Source organism: Streptococcus mitis, assembly GCF_009496205.1.
In the GTDB taxonomy this organism is placed as follows: domain Bacteria; phylum Bacillota; class Bacilli; order Lactobacillales; family Streptococcaceae; genus Streptococcus; species Streptococcus mitis_BN.
Window position 1 is genome coordinate 20,013 of record NZ_WIJO01000015.1, and the last position, 18,993, is coordinate 39,005.

Genomic DNA, 18,993 nt, shown 5'->3' on the forward strand with positions numbered 1-18,993 from the left:
CCATTCAAGACTTGATAAACCGGCATATGACACCACTTTTCTGAAAATTATGCTACCGTTTTACTAAAACGCTAAAAAGTGCTATAATGTGAACGGTTAAAACAATTTACAAAAAGGAGAATTTCAATGTCTTACCAAGAAAATTACCAGAAATGGGTTGATTTTGCGGAGCTTCCTGACTACCTTCGTCAAGATTTGGAAAATATGGATGAAAAAACGAAGGAAGATGCCTTCTATACAAATCTTGAATTTGGTACTGCAGGTATGCGTGGCCTGATTGGTGCTGGTACAAACCGCATCAACATCTACGTTGTTCGCCAAGCTACTGAAGGATTGGCTCGTTTGATTGAATCAAAAGGTGGAAATGAAAAAGAACGTGGTGTGGCAATTGCCTACGATAGCCGTCACTTCTCACCTGAGTTTGCCTTTGAATCTGCGGCAGTTCTTGCTAAACATGGTATCAAATCTTATGTATTTGAAAGCCTTCGTCCAACTCCAGAACTATCATTTGCAGTTCGTCACCTCAACTGTTTCGCAGGTATCATGGTCACAGCTAGCCACAATCCTGCTCCATTTAATGGTTACAAAGTTTACGGTGAAGACGGTGGACAAATGCCTCCACACGATGCAGACGCTTTGACTACATATATCCGTGCAATCGAAAACCCATTTGCAGTTGAAGTTGCTGATGTGGAAGCTGAAAAAGCTTCTGGCTTAATTGAAGTTATCGGCGAAGCTGTTGATGTAGAATACCTTAAAGAGGTTAAGGACGTAAACATCAACCCAGCCTTGATTGAAGAATTCGGTAAAGACATGAAAATTGTCTACACACCACTTCATGGTACTGGTGAAATGTTGGCTCGTCGTGCTCTTGCCCAAGCAGGATTTGACTCTGTTCAAGTCGTTGAAGCGCAAGCAACTGCTGACCCTGACTTTTCAACTGTAAAATCTCCAAACCCAGAAAGCCAAGCAGCTTTTGCTCTTGCTGAAGAACTTGGTCGTCAAGTTGGTGCAGATGTTCTTGTGGCAACTGACCCTGATGCTGACCGTGTTGGTGTTGAAGTTCTTCAAAAAGATGGTAGCTACCTCAACCTTTCAGGTAACCAAATCGGTGCTATCATGGCTAAATACATCTTGGAAGCCCACAAAAATGCTGGAACTCTGCCTGAAAATGCAGCACTCTGCAAATCTATCGTATCAACTGACTTGGTAACGAAGATTGCTGAAAGCTACGGCGCAACTATGTTCAACGTCTTGACTGGTTTCAAATTCATCGCTGAAAAAATCCAAGAATTCGAAGAAAAACACAATCACACTTACATGATGGGATTTGAAGAAAGCTTCGGTTACTTGATTAAACCATTCGTACGTGATAAAGACGCTATCCAAGCTGTTCTAGTCGTTGCTGAACTTGCTGCCTACTATCGTTCACGTGGTTTGACACTTGCTGACGGTATCGAAGAAATCTACAAAGAGTACGGCTACTACGCAGAAAAAACTATCTCTGTTACCCTTTCTGGTGTCGATGGTGCTGAACAAATCAAAGCGATCATGGCTAAATTCCGCAACAATGCTCCAAAAGAATGGAACGCAACAGCTATCACTGTCGTAGAAGACTTCAAAGCTCAAACTGCTACTGCTGCTGACGGTACCGTTACAAACTTAACAACTCCTCCAAGTGATGTTTTGAAATACACACTTGCTGACGGTTCATGGATTGCTGTTCGCCCTTCAGGTACAGAACCAAAAATCAAGTTCTACATTGCAGTTGTAGGTGAAACCAACGAAGAATCACAAGCTAAAATCGCTAACATCGAAGCAGAAATCAATGCTTTTGTAAAATAAAGCCCTATAAAAGATGAGACCAACCAATCTCATCTTTTTTTCGTATCAAATCTAAGCAATTTTAGAAACTTTATGGCATACTAGACTTATCAATGAAAGCGAGGTAATCTCATGGAACAATTTTTAGATAATATCAAAGACCTTGAAGTCACTACAGTTGCGCGTGCGCAAGAAGCTCTTGATAAAAAAGAAACTGCAACCTTCTTTATCGGTCGCAAAACTTGCCCTTACTGCCGTAAATTTGCAGGTACATTGGCAGGTGTCGTAGCTGAAACCAAAGCTCACATCTACTTCATCAACAGTGAAGAACCAAGCCAACTCAATGAGTTGCAAGCATTCCGCTCACGCTATGGAATTCCAACCGTACCAGGCTTCGTTCACATTGCAGATGGACAAATCATTGTCCGTTGCGACTCTTCAATGTCAGCACAAGAAATCAAAGAATTTGCAGGATTGTAAAAAATCAGCTAACAAGTCTTAAAATCACAAAAACGCATAATGTAAGGTGCCAGAAAACCTTGATATTATGCGTTTTATTGTATCAAGACTTACTTGATTCCTCCTCGAATCAAGTTTTATTTTGTCTCACCTTTATTATATTTTTTCAACTAAGTCTTGTATCATTCTATGTAGTTCTTCTATCTTCTCGGATTGTTTCTCTAGTAATATTCTCTGACTAGACAATTCATCTTGAAGTTTATCAAGTTTTATCTGTTCATCTGGATTATCTTTTACAAAAAAGTTCGTCAAGGCACTCGTTAACATTCCTATTGTTCCAATACCGACAAGCATTAATAAAACAGCTAACCATTTACCAAAAATTGAAGTAGGAATAATATCCCCATAACCCACTGTCGTTACAGTTACAAGAGACCACCAAAGACTATCTGAGAAAGATTTTTCTTCAACAACGGATAAAATCGAACTCCCCAGCAAGACAATAAAGGAATTGAGATAAAGAATATAAAGTAAGCCATTTGTTCGTAGTAATCTACTAGCTTTTCTTTCTAATTTTCCACTTAAGCCAATTATTCTTAATAACCTTGTAAGTTTAACTAATTTTGTTAATTTTGCTAAACGAAAAATACGTCCCAAACGGAAAACTGTAAAAATAGCATTTGATGGAAGGATTGCCAATAAATCAAAAATATTATCAATAATGAAACGAAATTTTTCTTTACTAGTAAAGAAACGCCATAGATAGTCTACTATAAACACTATCCAAATCATTAAATCAATAATATTGTAAGGCGGATTATGCAAATCTATAACATCCATAAATCCAAAAATAACTAGCACCACAGATATCAATGCTAATAATAATATGATTGTGTCATAGTAATCTGAAAATGTCCAAGTCTTCTTCAATTTATATTTCTCCATTATAATCGCTTATGAATTTATTATAGCATAAATTTAAAACTACGATTCATTAAAAATGAACACCACTTGGTGTTCATTTTTATATATCCGTTAAAGGTGTTGCAGTGTCTGGAGACGTATCGTAAACTTGAAAATCCACTCCTACTCCTAGATCTGCTTGAGCTAACTGATTGACCATGGTCATGTGAGCCAGTTCCTTGATATTGTTTTCCTTAGACAAGTGACCAAGATAGATTTTCTTAGTGCGATTTCCTAGCGTCCGAATCATAGCTTCAGCACCGTCCTCGTTAGAAAGGTGACCCAGATCCGATAGGATTCGTTGTTTGAGTCGCCAAGCGTAAGAACCTGCTCGCAAAATCTCTACATCATGGTTGGACTCGATAAGATAGCCATCTGCATTCTCGACAATTCCTGCCATACGGTCACTAACATAACCTGTATCTGTCAAAAGGACAAAACTCTTGTCATCCTTCATAAAGCGATAGAACTGCGGTGCGACCGCATCATGGCTAACACCAAAACTCTCAATATCAATATCTCCAAATGTTTTGGTTTTGCCCATTTCAAAAATATGCTTTTGCGAGGCATCCACCTTGCCAAGATACTTGCTATTTTCCATAGCCTGCCAGGTCTTTTCATTGGCGTACAAATCCATACCATACTTGCGAGCCAAAACACCCACTCCATGAATATGGTCAGAATGCTCATGCGTAATCAAGATGGCATCCAAGTCCTCTGGTTTGCGATTTATTTCAGCAAGTAGGCTGGTGATTTTCTTACCAGATAAGCCTGCATCCACTAAAAGTTTCTTTTTTGGCGTTTCCAGATAAAAGGAATTTCCACTGGAACCCGACGCTAAAATACTGTATTTAAAGCCTGTTTCACTCATTCTGGTCTTCTATTTCGTCCTCCCATACTTCTTCCTTCACTGCATCCTTATCATAAGGGAGCACAATGGTAAAGGTTGATCCCTTACCATATATACTCTTGGCCCAAATAAAACCATTATGTTGTTTGATAATTTCTTTAGCGATAGACAGTCCTAGCCCTGTTCCACCTTGAGCACGGCTTCTAGCACGATCCACACGGTAGAAACGGTCAAAGATACGTGGCAAATCCTGCTTAGGAATACCCAATCCTTGGTCTGAGATGGATAAAATCATCTGATCATCAGTCGTCTTCATGGTCACTGTGATTTTTCCACCATCTGGAGAATATTTAATGGCATTGTTGAGAATATTATCAATCACCTGCGTCATCTTGTCTGTATCAATTTCAATCCAGACAGACGTAATCGGATAATCTCTAACCAATTCATATTTCTTTTCTTCGTCTGATCCCCTCATCTTATCAAAGCGGTTAAGAATAAAGGTAATAAAGGCTGTGAAGTTAATCAGTTCCACATCTAGGTGACTAGTTGCATTATCAATCCGTGAAAGATGGAGAAGATCTGTTACCATCCGCATCATACGGTTGGTTTCGTCTAGAGACACCTTGATAAAGTCTGGAGCGACAGGTTCTGACAAGGCCCCCTCATCCAAGGCTTCAAGATAGGATTTTACACTAGTCAGAGGCGTCCGTAACTCATGACTAACGTTGGAAACAAAGAGTCTCCGTTCGCGCTCCTCCTTCTCCTGCTCCGTCGTATCGTGTAAAACAGCAACCAAACCAGAGATAAATCCAGACTCACGACGAACCAAGGCAAAACGTACACGAAGGCTCAGATATTCACCATTGTCATCCTGAGAATCAATCATAAGCTCAGGAACTTGGGTAATCAAATCACGAAGTTCATACTCATCTTCAATCTGAAGCAATTCTAGAATACTTTTATTGAGAACCTCTTCCTTCTGAACACCTAGCTGTTTCTTAGCCATGTCATTAATCATAGTAATCTTACCACGACGATTGGTCGCGAGGACTCCATCCGTCATGTAAGAGAGGATACTGTGTAATCGTTTACTCTCTTGTTCAAGATTTTCTTGGGTCAAACGGATTACTTCTGATAAATCATTGAGATTATTGGTAATATTGGTAATTTCAGAGCTTCCCTGCATATCCAATACCTGAGAATAATCTCCTGCAATCAAGTCTTTTACCTTTTGATTGATTTGCTTCAACCGAATATTATCTCGCCGATTTTCTAGCAAAAGCAAGGTAACAATCAAGATAAAACCCAATAAAATTAAAATGAAGATAAAATCACTAGTAAGAATATTTTTTCTAATCAATTCAATCATTATTTCTCATATAATAACCAACACCACGACGTGTTAGGATATACTCTGGACGACTAGGTGTATCTTCAATCTTCTCACGCAAACGTCTGATAGTTACGTCAACAGTCCGAACATCTCCGAAATAATCATACCCCCAGACCGTTTCAAGCAAGTGTTCACGGGTAATCACTTGACCAATATGAGAAGCCAAGTGGTACAAAAGTTCAAATTCACGGTGGGTCAAGTCTAGTTCTTCACCATATTTTTTAGCCACATAGGCATCTGGTACAATCTCCAAGTCCCCAATTTGCAAAGGTTGGGTTTTCTTTTCATCTGACTCTTGATTATCTACAGAAACCAAGTCCGTACGACGAAGAAGAGCTTTAACACGCGCCTGCAACTCACGATTTGAGAAGGGTTTTGTCACATAGTCATCCGCCCCAAGCTCTAAACCGATAACCTTATCAAACTCACTGTCTTTAGCTGACAGCATGATAATAGGTACACTACTAGTCTTACGAATAGTCTTTGCAACTTCTAAACCATCAATTTCGGGAAGCATCAAATCCAGAATAATAATATCTGGTTGCTCTGCTTCAAATTGTTCTAGCGCTTCACGACCGTTAAAAGCAGTTACAACCTCGTAACCTTCCTTGGTCATATTAAACTTGATAATATCCGAGATTGGTTTTTCATCATCTACAATTAATATTTTTTTCATTTGTTCACCTTTTTCTCTACTATTATATCAAAAAAATAACAAGAAAACACAATAGCTAGTCTTTGCTACTGTCTAACTTGGCCTTTTGCATAGGCCTGCCAGATTTTTTGTTGGGGTTTAGCAAGTGGGTAATTCTTAAACTCTTTTGGTGAAAGCCAGCGAACTTCCCTATCTGAAAACTCATGGAAGTCAGTCACCTGACCTGCTACAATTTGAACATGCCACTTGCGATGACTAAAGACATGCTTGACAGTCTCAAAACAAATATCAAACCAATCAACATCTAGGTCATAGTCCTGCTGGAAACTCTCTTCTGGACTGGGACCAAAGTTCACATTTTCTTCTGCAACCTGATGAAAGAGGTCAAACTGCTCTTCTTGCGAAAAGTTATCAACTTCTATCAATGGGAAATGCCAAAAACCTGCCAATAGCTTTTCACTTTCATTTTTTTCAAGTAAAAATTGTCCCTGAGTATTTTTCACAACTAAGGCTTTGAGATAAATGGGAACTGGCTTTTTCTTGGGAGCCTTGATTGGATAACGGTCCATTGTGCCATTCTGATATGCCGCACTAAAGTCCCTAACTGGGCTTTCTTCTGGTCTGGGATTTACAGGCGCCTCAATATCTGATCCCAAGTCCATCAAAGCTTGATTAAAGTCACCCGGACGATCCGGATCAATCAAGATTTCCATCATTACCTGAAAAATTTTGCGATTACTTGGAATGCCAATATCGTGGTTGACTTCAAACAGACGCGCTAGCACTCGCATAACATTACCATCTACAGCTGGCTCAGGCAAGTTAAAAGCAATACTAGAAATGGCTCCTGCTGTGTAAGGGCCAATTCCTTTCAAACTGGAAATTCCTTCATAGGTATTTGGAAATTGACCACCAAAGTCAGTCATAATCTGCTGGGCTGCAGCCTGCATATTACGAACTCGAGAATAATAACCCAAACCTTCCCAAGCCTTCAACAAACGCTCTTCAGGGGCATTCGCCAGACTTCCAACAGCTGGAAACCAGTCCAAGAATCGTTCGTAATATGGAATAACCGTATCCACCCTAGTCTGCTGGAGCATGATTTCAGACACCCAGATATGATAAGGATTTTTACTTCTACGCCAGGGTAAATCTCTTTTGTTTTCATCATACCAAGCGAGAAGTTTCTCACGAAAAGAAACAATCTTCTCCTCCGGCCACATGACAATACCGTATTCTTTCAAATCTAACATATCTCTAGTATAACACAGAAGATTCTAACTGTCCTTTTCCTAGTATTAATACTCTTCGAAAATCAAATTCAAACCACGTCAACGTCGCCTTGCCGTATATATGTTACTGACTTCGTCAGTTCTATCCACAACCTCAAAACAGTGTTTTGAGCTGACTTCGTCAGTCTTATCTACAACCTCAAAGCAGTGCTTTGAGCAGCCTGCGGCTAGTTTCCTAGTTTGCTCTTTGATTTTCATTGAGTATAAAAAGCCTCTTTCCAAGGGAAAGAGGACTAAATCTTATTGATGAACTGCTTGAGCTGCTGTGATAAGGGTCAACTTGTAGACATCATCCGCATTACATCCACGAGAGAGGTCGTTAACTGGCTTGTTCAAACCTTGCAAAACAGGTCCTACAGCCGCAAAACCACCAAGGCGTTCGGCCATCTTGTAACCAATATTTCCTGCTTCGATACCTGGGAAGACAAAGACATTTGCTTGACCAGCTACTGTACTTCCAGGAGCTTTCAAAGCTGCAGTTTCGGGAACAAAGGCCGCATCAAATTGCAACTCACCATCGATTTCAAGGTCAGGACGCAAGTCGTGAGCAATTTTAGTTGCTTCTACTACCTTATCAACGCTTTCACCAAACCCAGAACCTTTAGTAGAATAGCTTAGCATAGCAATTTTAGGCTCGATCCCAAACATCTTAGCTGTGATTGCTGAGTTGATTGCAATTTCAGCCAAGGCTTCTGCATCTGGATTGATATTGATAGCACAGTCACCAAATAGGTAACGTTCCGTACCACGAACCATGAGGAAGGCACCTGAAGTACGAGTAACATTTGGACGAGTTTTGATGATTTGAAGGGCTGGGCGAACTGTTGAAGCAGTTGAGTGAATCGCACCTGATACCATTCCATCAACCAAGCCCAAGTATACCAACATAACACCAAAATAGTTGACATCTTCGACCAAAACCTTGCGTGCATCTTCTTCAGACATTTTGCCCTTACGACGCTCCACTAAAGCAGTAACCATTTCTTCAAATTGAGGATAGTGTTGAGGGTCAATGACTTCATAACCATCTTCAATACCTTCAATTTCAAGATAAATTTTAATTTTTTCAGGATTTCCAAGCAAAACAGGAATTACTTCTGTTTCTTTTACCAAGCGTTTTGTCGCTTGAAGAATACGTGGCTCTTCCCCTTCAGGCAGAACGATACGAGCATTTTTACCAACCAGGTTGGCTTTGAGACTTTCAAAAACTTCCATGAGTTTTCTCCTTTAAGATAATAATTATACTCTGAATTAGTTTTTATAGAGTATTAGTTGATAACTGAGTAATAAGATTACTAAAATCATCCGGCAAGGGACTTTCTAACTGCAAATCTTGCTCTAAAAACGGATGATAAAAGGATAGGTAATGGCAATGCAGGGCCTGACGTTGGATGCCGTCGTCCAGACTACCACCATACAAATCATCTCCTAACAAAGGAAAACCGATATGAGAAAAATGGACTCGGATTTGGTGGGTACGTCCAGTGTGCAGGCGAATGTCGACCAGGTGAATATTCCCATAAGATGCTACAATCTTATATGATGTATGGGCATACTTTCCACCTTTAGCCACTCTTCTGGTAATAATGGAGTCTTCATCACGCGCAATCGGGGCAATAATTTCTCCCTCCGGCTCCAAATGCCCATCTCCTTTAACCAAAGCAAAGTAGCGTTTCTCGATAGATTTCTTCTGCAACTGCTTGTCCAATCGTGCATGGGCATAACCGTGCTTGGCAAAAAGCATCAAGCCAGAAGTGTCCCTATCAAGTCTAGTCGCAATGTGAACCTGCTGATTTTCATAATTTTGCTTGACATAGTAACCCTTGATAAAATTGGCAATGGTATTGGAGTGATTGACACTAGGAATAGAAGTCACTCCATAGGGTTTATTCAAGACTAGAAAATGGTCATCTTCATAGAGAATGTCTAATGGACGCTCGATAGTTTCCAGAGTTTCAAAGCCTTCCTCAGCAGGAATATCGATAGTAACGCGGTCTCCAACGTCCAATAAATAAGTTGCATTTTTCGTTTGGTCATTGACCAGAATTGCACCACCTCGAAACTTAATCTTGGCCAAAAGTCCTTTAGAAACCTCGTGCTTTTTCAAAAAGGTCTTAACCTTGACATGCTCATCTGCTATAAATTCAAACCTCATTCATCCACCTCGCCGATGAAAGCATCCTTAACACGGTTCCAGAAACTGGTATGGCTAGGAGTCGCAACAAAGTGAATCTTATGATGATCAATTTGATACTCGATTCGCTCGATATTGCGGAAAGAATACACACTATTGTCAACCGAAATAGTATGGTAATCGTTTCTCGTCGGGATAAGTTCAATCTTATCCTTCTTTGGAACAATAATGGACGAACCCAGCGTTCGATAAACACGATTGTTAAGGCTAGCAATTTCCGTTAATTGCAAAGCTTCAATGGTTGGGTGTAAAACAGCTCCACCAAGCGACTTGTTATAGGCTGTACTACCAGTCGGTGTCGAAACTGTTAGCCCATCTCCACGAAAACGTTCAAAGTGGACACCGTTAATCACAACATCCGCCACCATGGTTCGATCAGACCTGCGGATACTGGCTTCATTTAATGCTCTAAAAATCTTCACTTCACCATTTTCAAGAAAGACCTTCACATTTAGAACAGGGTAAGAGACTCTTGCTCCAGTATCTAGCTGCAAATTAGTCACTAGCTTGTCCAACTCAAAATCACGGTAGTCCGTATAGAAGCCCAAATGTCCAGTGTGAACACCAATGAAGCGGACCTTGTCAAGCTGGTTTTCGTACTTATGAAAGGCCGACAAGAGCATACCGTCCCCACCAATGGAAATAACGATATCTGGATTCGTATCATTGAGTATAAACTGATTTCTCTTCAAACGATCTCGCAATTCATACAAAACCCTTTGACTCTGCGGTTTTCTATTTGCTATCAGGTCAATTCGCTTACCTGTATTCTTCATCTGTATCGTCACTGTTTCCTACACCGTCATTTAATTTTCTACTCAAAGGATCAAAAAGTGCCTGGGCTTCTTGGATATCATCACGTATTTTACCCATTTCTTCATCCAACTGATGGGCAATTTTGGCAGTAATTTCCAGTCTCTTTTTAATTTCCTCTGGGAAATCCCCTTGGTACTTGTAGTTGAGAGAATGTTCTATCGTTGCCCAGAAATTCATGGCCAAAGTACGAATCTGAATTTCCGCCAAAATGGTCTTGGCTCCATTGATGGTATCAACCGTATATTCTACTACCACATGATAGGAACGATAGCCTGAAGCCTTTCGATGAGTAATGTAATCTCGCTCCTGTATAATCCGCATATCTTGACGCTTGCGCAAAATCTCCACTACTTCCTTAACGTCATCTACAAACTGAACCATCACACGCAAACCAGCAATATCTTGCAAATCGTGTTCCAAGGTCGCATAAGTAATGCCACGCCGAGCCATTTTTTCCCTGATGCTCTCAATCGGCTTGACTCGACCAGTCACAAACTCAATAGGAGAATGCTTATTTTGCTTACGATATTGCTTCCGAATACCACGAAGTTTAATCTTTAACTCACCAACAGCTTGAATGTAAGGATCTAGAAATTCTTCCCATTCTAAGGTCATATATTCTCCCTTGTTCTCATATTATCCTTCAAAAATATCTTTGATTTTTTCTCCAGATTCATATACAATAAATACAATGCTTATTATACCATAAAACGAAAGAGAATTACACACTCAACTCAACCAATTTATAAAATTCACCTTTCCTATCCATCAAGTTATCAAAAGAACCATCTTCAACAATAACTCCATTTTTCATAAAAAGAATTCTATCGTATTTTTTCAACATGCTCTTATTTAACTTATGCGTAACAACAAGAACCGTCAAATCTTGAATTTCTAAAATTGAATTTTCAATTTCAGTAGTAACTTTATTATCTAAAGACGAGGTAGCCTCATCTAATAATAAGATTGGTGTTTTTCGAATTAAAGCACGCGCAATACTAAGTCTCTGTCTTTCTCCCCCAGATAGATTTGATCCATTCTCGCCACATGAAGTTTGTAGACCTAATTCATTTTCTAAAATATAACTTTCTAAGCCAGACTGCTGTACAGCTTTTTTTATATCATCTTCAGTAAAGGATTGACTAAGGGTAATATTTGCTTTTAAAGTATCATCAAAGATATAAACATCTTGCTGAACAATAGTCATTAAGTTATAAAGGCTCTCTGCTGAAATAGCTTGCAAATCTTGATTATCAATTGAGATATACCCACTTGTTACATCATAGAAACGCAGTAATAGATTGAGTAAAGTTGATTTTCCACTACCTGACATACCTACTATTGCAATTTTCCCCCCCTTTTTGATCTGTAAAGATAAATTATTAAAAATCTTTTCCTCAGCATTAGGGTAGGAAAAATCTACATTTGAAAAAGAAATGACATCATCAAAATATTCTTTCGTTTTACCAGTTTGAAGTTCGATTACATCTTTTACCTCAAATGAATTCAGTGTAGCCTGACCTTCACGTAATTTACTCATTCCCATACCAATTTCATTTAGTGGCATTACTACAAAATTGACTAGTTGAACAATAGCTGTAACACTCCCAATTGTGGTATGCCCACCGAAGACCAGATACATTCCTCCACCAAAGGCTACTAAAAAAACAATCATCCCTGAAAGTTGAGAAATAACATTAGATAAAACATCAAATTTCCCTTTGATGAAATATATCTCATCCAATTTTTCGCTTTCGTTTTTGTAATCTTGACCGATAGCCTCTTTCACATTAAAACTCTTTATAACTAGAAACCCTGCTAAAATATCTTTAACCTTAGCTAAATACTTCTGATCGGCAATCATAGCTCTTTTTTGAAGTGAAGCTGATTTTTGCCCAATAAATCCTGATATCATCATTGGAATAATACTAGCAATGATAACTAATAAGGTCAAAAACCAATTACCTATAAACATGGCTACTAGTGAGAAAATCATTAAGGAAATATTTTTTGAAATATTAAAATACTGGTGCAAATAATCCTGCTCAATTTTCTTCATGTTCTCAGTTAATATTGAAATAAATTTCCCTGATTTTTCCTTAGAAAATTCTCTATAATCCCTATCTAAAATAGATTTAAACACCTTATTTTTGTATCTTGACATAATCTGCCTAACAAGTTTATTTCTTAATCGAAGGGATATAAAATTAAGACTGGCATAGATAAATATTACGATAGCACCTATTAGTATCGCTTGGGTTAGAGCTTCCCTATTTTGGGACATTCCACTATCAATTATAATTTTAATAGAATAAGCAAAAGCAATATTAGTTAAAGGAACTAGTATATTAAAAATCATGAAAGTATAAAAAGACTTCTTATGGTACTTTGTCAATTGTTTCATTCCTAATCTACCTCATAATTCTTAAATTTCATTTAGAAAATGTGACATAAAATATTCTTCTAAGTCAATATTCTCTCTCCTAAGCTCTTTCATAGAGACCTGTTCTAGCATTTGTCCATTTTTGATAACACCAATCTTATCTGCTATCTGTGAAATTTCCGATAATATATGACTCGATATTAGTATTGTAATTCCATGCTCCTTAGAAAGCGACAACAAAAGATTTCGAATTTCTTGAATTCCTATTGGATCTAAACCATTGATTGGCTCATCTAAAATTAACAATTTAGGTTTTGTTAGAAAGGCACGAGCTAAACCAAGCCTTTGCCTCATTCCTAACGAAAAATCTTTTACTTTTTTAGTTGTATTCTTTAATCCGACCATTCTTAAGACTCTTATTATATCTGATTCAATAATATTTTTCCCCATATACTGAGCGTGAATTTCTAAAATTTCTTTTGCAGTGCAATTATCATAAAAAATTGGTGTTTCAATAACACTTCCAACCTGACTTAGAATCTCCTCTCTGTGATCTTGTAAATTTTTTCCAAAGATTTCAATACTACCAGATGTAACAGTTGATAAGGATAACATGCATTTCATTAAAGTTGTTTTCCCTGCGCCATTTGGTCCTAAAAATCCATAGATTTCTCCTTCAGAAATTTGTAAGTTAATACCACTTAAAATTTCTTCCTTAGCAATAGTTTTAAAAAGTTCTTTTATTTCAACAATATTTCCCATCTCTATACCTCGCCTTCAATGTCGGATTTTAATGTGAGAGCTTTTTCTTCAGAAGCATAAATTCCAACTTATACAGTCTCTTCGTTTAAATAAATCATCACAAAATTAGCACTTTCCTTCTATTAAATTTAGCTATACTACTTGATATTAATATCTTTTCTTGAAATAGTATAAATTGAAAATGAAACAATCATTAAACTTATGAAACTAGCAAATATTAAGAAGAATAAGTTATCAACAAAATTATTAGTTAAACTACCTGGACTTACATTCGAAAGTAATGCTGCTAAACCAAGTCCTGAAAGCATTGTTATAGCTATTGAATGCCTAATAATACCTAAAACAAAAGGTAGTATACCTATTAATACTGTTCCAACCGTAATTCCAGCTAAGTTAATCATTTGATTAGCTATTGGGATATAATTTGATTCGGTTAAAACTGCTACTAATTTAATTAATAATTGAATAACTAAATGTGCAGTAAAATGAACAATAAATGATATCAGAATTACTGCAAGAACTTTCCCCCATAATAATTTTATTTTAGAAACAGGGTAGGAAAACAACTGAAAAATTGTTCTTCGTTTAAATTCATCAATAATAATCGTAGACAATAAATAAGATTCAAAAATCAAAAATGCTGCTTTGGTAAATAAAGATGCAAACAATGATGTTGCAATTGCCCAACTTCCCCATTTATCAGTAATTCTAATATTATTGGCATTCTGTCCAACAAAATCTCCCAGTTTATTATCAGTACCTAACCCCATGATTATGATTCCTGTAATACCTAGTACTATAAATATAGTACCTAACCAAGCACAAAATAATTTAGATTTTGAAACTTTATTTAATTCAATTTTAATAAGCGACAACATAGATTTTTCCTCCAAAAAATTTTCTTAATATTAATTACACTATTCAAAAAGCACCTTACATACTTCTGGTATGTTAAAATTTAAAAAATAAACATACTAAAGGTATGTATAATGAAATTTTTAATACCATATCTATAGTATGGTATTTTTTAAAATATCAATACTTAAAATTTATTTAACACCTTTTAAATGATCAAATAATTGGAAAATCACCTCCATCATTTCATCAGTAATCAACTGCACTCCCAAACCTTCAAAAGTTAGTTTAATGAACTTCATTTTACTCTTTAATTCTTCTACTGAATAAATTGAAATTTGGAACCCAATCCAAATATTCAAAGTTAAAACAATCAAATCAGCTAGCTCTTCAGGATATTCTGTTTTAATTGATTTATCTTTAACACCTTCGAAAACTTTTTCTCTAATCCCTGGTAAAAAATCAGAAAATAAACTTAAATACTGCTCTCCTAACAAACGTGGACTTCTTAGCATAATTGAGACAGAGTATACTAATCTTTGTTGTTCTAAATTAGAGAACGCATCCATCAAAGAATTTTGTATTTTTTCTAATGCAGTATCTCCTCTCCAATTATAATTTAGAATTTCTTGATTATTTTCACTAATGATTGATTGCAATATTTCATCTTTAGACTCGAAATGATGATAAATAACACCTTTCGTCAATCCACCTAACCCATCGATTATATCTTGTATTGAGGTATTATCAAATCCTTTTTCTAAAAATAAATCTTTCGAAACTTCTAGTATTTTTCTCCTAGTTTCATGTGGGTTTCTATTCCTTGCCATTATATTCCTCTTCTATCATACTATCGGTATGTATTTCTATTATAATGTACTCAACTCATAATGTCAAGTTTCTTGTTATTTACTATAATTTTACGCCATTCATTTTCCCTCCTGAAAATAAAAAAAGGAGAACAATATACAATTGTTCTCTCTTTAGATAAATATTTATTGTTGTATTCATTTTTCCGATGCGCAAACGACATCTACAAATATCTATACATCTATGTGCCTTTTTAGGACTTTTTTGACGTCAAAATTGTTTTTATCTACAAAGACAAAATGCTTGTAAAATAGCTTAAAATCAAGGATTTTCACCCTTTTTTTCGTTGTAGCAATACTACACACTCCACGTGCGATGTTTTCTTTATTTGTACACTTTTTTTCGTCATCGGTTACGGCATTAAAACACAATTTATCATTTTCTATTTTAGCATTCTTTCTTTTAGATTTGTAAGATTTTGCATCTTTAGTTGAAGAATCTCCCGTTTTAAAAATTATAGTCAACATTGCTGGATCAATTTCTCCATCAGAATTTATTCCGCCTACTATTATTTTTTCAACGATACTTTCAAAAATGTCCTTGTCAAACTCCGTCAAAGTCTTTTGTGAAGTTAAAATTTCTTTAAAATTCTCTAATCTACTTTTTATATCAACTTCTGATTTTAAAGTTACTTCTAAGTTTACTTTTTCTTCTAAAAGTTTTTCTTTCTCAATTTGTATTTGATTGAATTTATCTTCATATACAGAATCACTTATTTTTCCATCAAGATTCATTGAAACTAATTTTTCTTCTTTTTTGTACAACGAATTTAATTTACTAATTATCTTATTCAATTCCACTTTTAAGGTATCATCAGTAAGCTCTTCTTTTATAATTTCAAGAAAGTCTTCAGTTAGGTTATGATTTTCATAAAACAACTGTTGGTAGCTCTGTAAAAAAGCATTTTCTATTGCTTTTTCCTCTATTCCTTTACTATGAGTGCAATACTTTTTACCTCTCTTTATAGATGTTGTACAGTGCCAAATAATCTTTTTGTACTCTGAACTAGAGTGCCAACTTCTTCTAGACAGAACAGTACCACAAAAACCACATTCCAATCTACTGCTAAAAAGGTACATTCTTGAATATCTTTCTCGTTTACCTTTTGTATTTGCTATGGTTTTTTTGTTTCCTGATCTCCGTAATCTAATTTCTTGCGCCTGTGTAAAAATTTCTGGACTAATTATTGCATCATGATTATTTTTAATGTAGTATTTATCTTCTTCACCGAAATTTATTAAACGTCTCTTACTAATAGGGTCAACAGTGAAAGTTTTCCCCATTAGAATATCACCTTTATACTTCTCGTTTTTAATAATTCCTAAAACTGTTGTATCTTGCCAGTGATCAAGACCTCTCGGAGTTTTATAACCTAGTTCATCAAGTTCTCTAGCTATTGCCCTACCCCCAATACCATCAATGTATCGTTCAAAAATATAACGTACTATCTTGGCTTCTTTTTCATTTATTGATATCGACTTTGTATCTTGATTATAGTCATAACCAAGACAACCTTGAAAACCAATAAGCTCTCCACGTTGCATCTTCATTTTTAAACCTTTTTTAACATGGGCAGATGTATTTTCAACTTCCTGTTGAGCCACCGAACTCAATATCGTCAATAGTAACTCACCATCCATAGTTAAAGTATCAATATTTTCTTCTTCGAAAAATACACCAATTTGTTTATCTTTGAGCAAACGAACATATTTGAGAGTATCTAATGTATTTCTAGCAAAGCGAGCAATGGCTTTGGTAATGATATAGTCTATTTTTCCATCAAGGCAATCTGAAATCAATCTTTGAAAATCTTGTCTTTTTCCTACTTGAGTTCCTGAAATCCCTTCATCCGCATAAATGTCAACCAAAATCCAATCTTGGTGCTGTGATATATACTCTCTATAATGACGAACTTGAGAATCATAGCTATTTTTTTGATCATCACTATCGGAACTAACACGACAATATGCTGCTACTCTCCTTGATAAAGAACCACTATTATCATTTCTTCTAGTTACTAAAGGATTTGCTTTTATAATTTCAACGTTATTTGACATGACTTAACCTCCTATTTATCTGCATTTATTTTACCGCAACCAACAAAAAAGGTCAGCCAATTTGTGTATATTTTACGCAGTTTCAGCTTTATTTTTTCATATTCTTTTTCGCTAATAAGTTTTTTTAGGAATAATAGATTTAGCATCTCTAGCTCGACTATATAATTTTCTAAATTTGATTTCAAAAAATCACTTCCCTTTTATCTTTTATCAATCTCCTCCATGGCATGACTGATGAAGTCATCATAAGAATTTCACTTGCTGCTCTTTTACGATGGCAGCCTGAACGGTCAGAAGTATCATTGTATATCATTTGTATCATGGCATATAAAGTATCGCTCTATTTTATTGATGGTTTTAAAATCGCTCTTATCATGGCGAGCCATTCAAATTTGCTCCACAAATGAGGAAAGTACCATTTTGGACTATTCAATTTTCAAAGAACAAATAAAAAATCCCCTCATTTTCACACTCTATGAAATTGAGGAGATTATTTTCTAAAGCGAATTTTATCAGGAAAATCTGTCAATCCCAATAGGTAGTCTGCACTGACATCGTAAAAGTTTGAGAGAGTTACCAATACATCTGCCGTTAAGGCATGATCGCCCCGTTCAATTTTAGCATAAGCTGAATTTGAAAATGAAAGTATTTTAGCTATTTGTTTTTGGGTCAAATCGTGATCTTCCCTCAAATCTCTCAAACGTCTGTACATCTAGCTTTCTCCTAAGAAAAAGTATAGACCATAAATTTTAAATATTTAATATATTGTCCAAATCGGACAATAAAATTTAAAGTTAATTTATTAAACATATCTCACAAGCTCATCTATTATAGGTAAGACAATATTAAGAAAGACGGTCAAAATCTATTAACCGTCTATAAATGTTATAAGCTATTAAAAAATCAGCAAAAAATCGGTAACAAAAGTCACATAATTTTGTTAAGGAAGGAATTAAAGATCTTTAAAATATGGTTTTATCTTCGAAGATTCACAAACCAATGTTAACTTACAATTATTTTTTTAAGTGCTCTGTGTATTTCAGAGAAACCACCAATAACAAGTATTTTAGACATTTTTTTCTCCTAATAGTTCATCAATATCTACTAGTCTATTATCGTTTCCTAAGGCTAAACTTCGAATAGAATTCCGTTTTTTTATTTCTATATGAATACCTCTATCCTTGAGAATATCAGAATATTTTGCTACTATCCATTCAGGAAATATTCCGTATTCTCCTTTTAGTTTTCTGAAATCAATTGAATTAACCTCTTGATTCCTAAGCATGTTTTCAACTTTATTTAATCTCTTTGCTATATCAATAGAGAAATAATTTATTTTTTCTATACTTTCCTCAAGTTGTCTCTTCTGCTGAATGTTCAAATCAGTATAACCTAAACTGTGAACAAGATTAGAAGATAAGTCAACTAATTTTTTCTTTGATAAATTGGAGATAGTTTTTGAATCTAATAAAAAAGCTAATTCACGTATAATTTTGAACTGCCCCCCAAAAGTTAGACAGAAAAAATCTAACTTTTGGGGTGTTTTTATCATGAAATTAACTTATGATGATAAAGTTCAGATCTATGAACTTAGAAAACAAGGATATAGCTTAGAGA

General features: G+C 35.9%; 19 protein-coding genes and 1 pseudogene. 3 read left to right on the forward strand and 17 right to left on the reverse strand.

Annotated features, from left to right (window positions below; genetic code table 11):
- Positions 1-126: 126 nt before the first annotated feature.
- Entirely contained in the window at positions 127-1,845 is a 1,719-nt protein-coding gene (locus tag GEZ85_RS03910; protein ID WP_000121686.1) for a phospho-sugar mutase, read from the forward strand.
- Between the two features lie 111 nt (positions 1,846-1,956).
- Positions 1,957-2,304, forward strand: a complete 348-nt coding sequence (locus GEZ85_RS03915; protein WP_153209611.1) for a DUF6568 family protein — start codon at positions 1,957-1,959, stop codon at positions 2,302-2,304.
- Between the two features lie 135 nt (positions 2,305-2,439).
- Here the strand turns inward: GEZ85_RS03915 and GEZ85_RS03920 are convergent, their stop codons facing one another.
- From GEZ85_RS03920 to GEZ85_RS03995, 17 genes are all read right to left on the reverse strand, one after another.
- Entirely contained in the window at positions 2,440-3,213 is a 774-nt protein-coding gene (locus tag GEZ85_RS03920; protein ID WP_153209612.1) for a potassium channel family protein, read from the reverse strand.
- A gap of 94 nt (positions 3,214-3,307) precedes the next feature.
- Positions 3,308-4,117 (reverse strand): MBL fold metallo-hydrolase, encoded by an 810-nt coding sequence (locus tag GEZ85_RS03925; RefSeq protein ID WP_153209613.1) that lies wholly within the window; start codon positions 4,115-4,117, stop codon positions 3,308-3,310.
- Positions 4,110-5,468: a cell wall metabolism sensor histidine kinase VicK gene (vicK, locus tag GEZ85_RS03930; protein ID WP_153209614.1), complete on the reverse strand. Its 1,359-nt coding sequence runs from the start codon at positions 5,466-5,468 to the stop codon at positions 4,110-4,112. Before vicK ends, GEZ85_RS03925 begins: the two co-directional genes overlap by 8 nt.
- On the reverse strand, positions 5,461-6,168 hold the full coding sequence (yycF, locus tag GEZ85_RS03935) for a response regulator YycF (RefSeq protein ID WP_000722072.1): 708 nt from the start codon (positions 6,166-6,168) through the stop codon (positions 5,461-5,463). The genes vicK and yycF overlap by 8 nt, the downstream gene beginning before the upstream one ends.
- Positions 6,169-6,233: 65 nt before the next feature.
- Entirely contained in the window at positions 6,234-7,400 is a 1,167-nt protein-coding gene (gene mutY, locus GEZ85_RS03940; protein ID WP_194251511.1) for an A/G-specific adenine glycosylase, read from the reverse strand.
- A 279-nt stretch (positions 7,401-7,679) separates the two neighbouring features.
- Positions 7,680-8,654 carry a phosphate acetyltransferase gene (gene pta / locus GEZ85_RS03945; RefSeq protein WP_153209615.1) on the reverse strand — a complete coding sequence of 325 codons (975 nt, stop codon included), beginning with the start codon at positions 8,652-8,654 and terminating at the stop codon, positions 7,680-7,682.
- Positions 8,655-8,697: 43 nt separating this feature from the next.
- Positions 8,698-9,594 (reverse strand): RluA family pseudouridine synthase, encoded by an 897-nt coding sequence (locus GEZ85_RS03950; protein ID WP_153209616.1) that lies wholly within the window; start codon positions 9,592-9,594, stop codon positions 8,698-8,700.
- Entirely contained in the window at positions 9,591-10,409 is an 819-nt protein-coding gene (locus GEZ85_RS03955) for an NAD kinase (RefSeq protein WP_033687048.1), read from the reverse strand. Before GEZ85_RS03955 ends, GEZ85_RS03950 begins: the two co-directional genes overlap by 4 nt.
- Positions 10,393-11,064 carry a GTP diphosphokinase gene (gene yjbM, locus GEZ85_RS03960; protein ID WP_023947454.1) on the reverse strand — a complete coding sequence of 224 codons (672 nt, stop codon included), beginning with the start codon at positions 11,062-11,064 and terminating at the stop codon, positions 10,393-10,395. The genes GEZ85_RS03955 and yjbM overlap by 17 nt, the downstream gene beginning before the upstream one ends.
- 106 nt (positions 11,065-11,170) lie before the next feature.
- Positions 11,171-12,853, reverse strand: a complete 1,683-nt coding sequence (locus GEZ85_RS03965) for an ABC transporter ATP-binding protein (RefSeq protein ID WP_153209617.1) — start codon at positions 12,851-12,853, stop codon at positions 11,171-11,173.
- 21 nt (positions 12,854-12,874) lie between these two features.
- Positions 12,875-13,594, reverse strand: coding sequence for an ABC transporter ATP-binding protein (locus tag GEZ85_RS03970; protein ID WP_153209618.1), 720 nt, complete (start codon positions 13,592-13,594; stop codon positions 12,875-12,877).
- Between the two features lie 137 nt (positions 13,595-13,731).
- On the reverse strand, positions 13,732-14,472 hold the full coding sequence (locus GEZ85_RS03975; protein ID WP_153214789.1) for an ABC transporter permease: 741 nt from the start codon (positions 14,470-14,472) through the stop codon (positions 13,732-13,734).
- A 171-nt stretch (positions 14,473-14,643) separates the two neighbouring features.
- Positions 14,644-15,279 carry a TetR/AcrR family transcriptional regulator gene (locus GEZ85_RS03980; RefSeq protein ID WP_153210193.1) on the reverse strand — a complete coding sequence of 212 codons (636 nt, stop codon included), beginning with the start codon at positions 15,277-15,279 and terminating at the stop codon, positions 14,644-14,646.
- A 213-nt stretch (positions 15,280-15,492) separates the two neighbouring features.
- Positions 15,493-17,376: a recombinase family protein gene (locus tag GEZ85_RS03985; protein WP_153210194.1), complete on the reverse strand. Its 1,884-nt coding sequence runs from the start codon at positions 17,374-17,376 to the stop codon at positions 15,493-15,495.
- A gap of 11 nt (positions 17,377-17,387) precedes the next feature.
- Positions 17,388-17,561, reverse strand: coding sequence for a hypothetical protein (locus GEZ85_RS10205; RefSeq protein WP_194251512.1), 174 nt, complete (start codon positions 17,559-17,561; stop codon positions 17,388-17,390).
- Positions 17,562-17,866: 305 nt separating this feature from the next.
- Positions 17,867-18,088 (reverse strand): helix-turn-helix domain-containing protein, encoded by a 222-nt coding sequence (locus tag GEZ85_RS03990; protein ID WP_049493765.1) that lies wholly within the window; start codon positions 18,086-18,088, stop codon positions 17,867-17,869.
- Between the two features lie 354 nt (positions 18,089-18,442).
- Positions 18,443-18,928, reverse strand: coding sequence for a hypothetical protein (locus GEZ85_RS03995; RefSeq protein ID WP_153214791.1), 486 nt, complete (start codon positions 18,926-18,928; stop codon positions 18,443-18,445).
- On the opposite strand from GEZ85_RS03995, the pseudogene GEZ85_RS10615 reads away from it, so the two are divergent.
- Positions 18,927-18,993: pseudogene (locus tag GEZ85_RS10615) on the forward strand (transposase); the annotation flags it as partial. The gene GEZ85_RS03995 and the pseudogene GEZ85_RS10615 overlap by 2 nt on opposite strands.

Coding starts and splice junctions, on each gene's coding strand:
- GEZ85_RS03910 (WP_000121686.1), top strand. CDS start 127: ATGTCTTACCAAGAAAATTACCAGAAATGGGTTGATTTTGCGGAGCTT.
- GEZ85_RS03915 (WP_153209611.1), top strand. CDS start 1,957: ATGGAACAATTTTTAGATAATATCAAAGACCTTGAAGTCACTACAGTT.
- GEZ85_RS03925 (WP_153209613.1), bottom strand. CDS start 4,117: ATGAGTGAAACAGGCTTTAAATACAGTATTTTAGCGTCGGGTTCCAGT.
- vicK (WP_153209614.1), bottom strand. CDS start 5,468: ATGATTGAATTGATTAGAAAAAATATTCTTACTAGTGATTTTATCTTC.
- yycF (WP_000722072.1), bottom strand. CDS start 6,168: ATGAAAAAAATATTAATTGTAGATGATGAAAAACCAATCTCGGATATT.
- mutY (WP_194251511.1), bottom strand. CDS start 7,400: ATGTTAGATTTGAAAGAATACGGTATTGTCATGTGGCCGGAGGAGAAG.
- pta (WP_153209615.1), bottom strand. CDS start 8,654: ATGGAAGTTTTTGAAAGTCTCAAAGCCAACCTGGTTGGTAAAAATGCT.
- GEZ85_RS03950 (WP_153209616.1), bottom strand. CDS start 9,594: ATGAGGTTTGAATTTATAGCAGATGAGCATGTCAAGGTTAAGACCTTT.
- GEZ85_RS03955 (WP_033687048.1), bottom strand. CDS start 10,409: ATGAAGAATACAGGTAAGCGAATTGACCTGATAGCAAATAGAAAACCG.
- yjbM (WP_023947454.1), bottom strand. CDS start 11,064: ATGACCTTAGAATGGGAAGAATTTCTAGATCCTTACATTCAAGCTGTT.
- GEZ85_RS03965 (WP_153209617.1), bottom strand. CDS start 12,853: ATGAAACAATTGACAAAGTACCATAAGAAGTCTTTTTATACTTTCATG.
- GEZ85_RS03970 (WP_153209618.1), bottom strand. CDS start 13,594: ATGGGAAATATTGTTGAAATAAAAGAACTTTTTAAAACTATTGCTAAG.
- GEZ85_RS03975 (WP_153214789.1), bottom strand. CDS start 14,472: ATGTTGTCGCTTATTAAAATTGAATTAAATAAAGTTTCAAAATCTAAA.
- GEZ85_RS03980 (WP_153210193.1), bottom strand. CDS start 15,279: ATGGCAAGGAATAGAAACCCACATGAAACTAGGAGAAAAATACTAGAA.
- GEZ85_RS03985 (WP_153210194.1), bottom strand. CDS start 17,376: ATGTCAAATAACGTTGAAATTATAAAAGCAAATCCTTTAGTAACTAGA.
- GEZ85_RS03990 (WP_049493765.1), bottom strand. CDS start 18,088: ATGTACAGACGTTTGAGAGATTTGAGGGAAGATCACGATTTGACCCAA.
- GEZ85_RS03995 (WP_153214791.1), bottom strand. CDS start 18,928: ATGATAAAAACACCCCAAAAGTTAGATTTTTTCTGTCTAACTTTTGGG.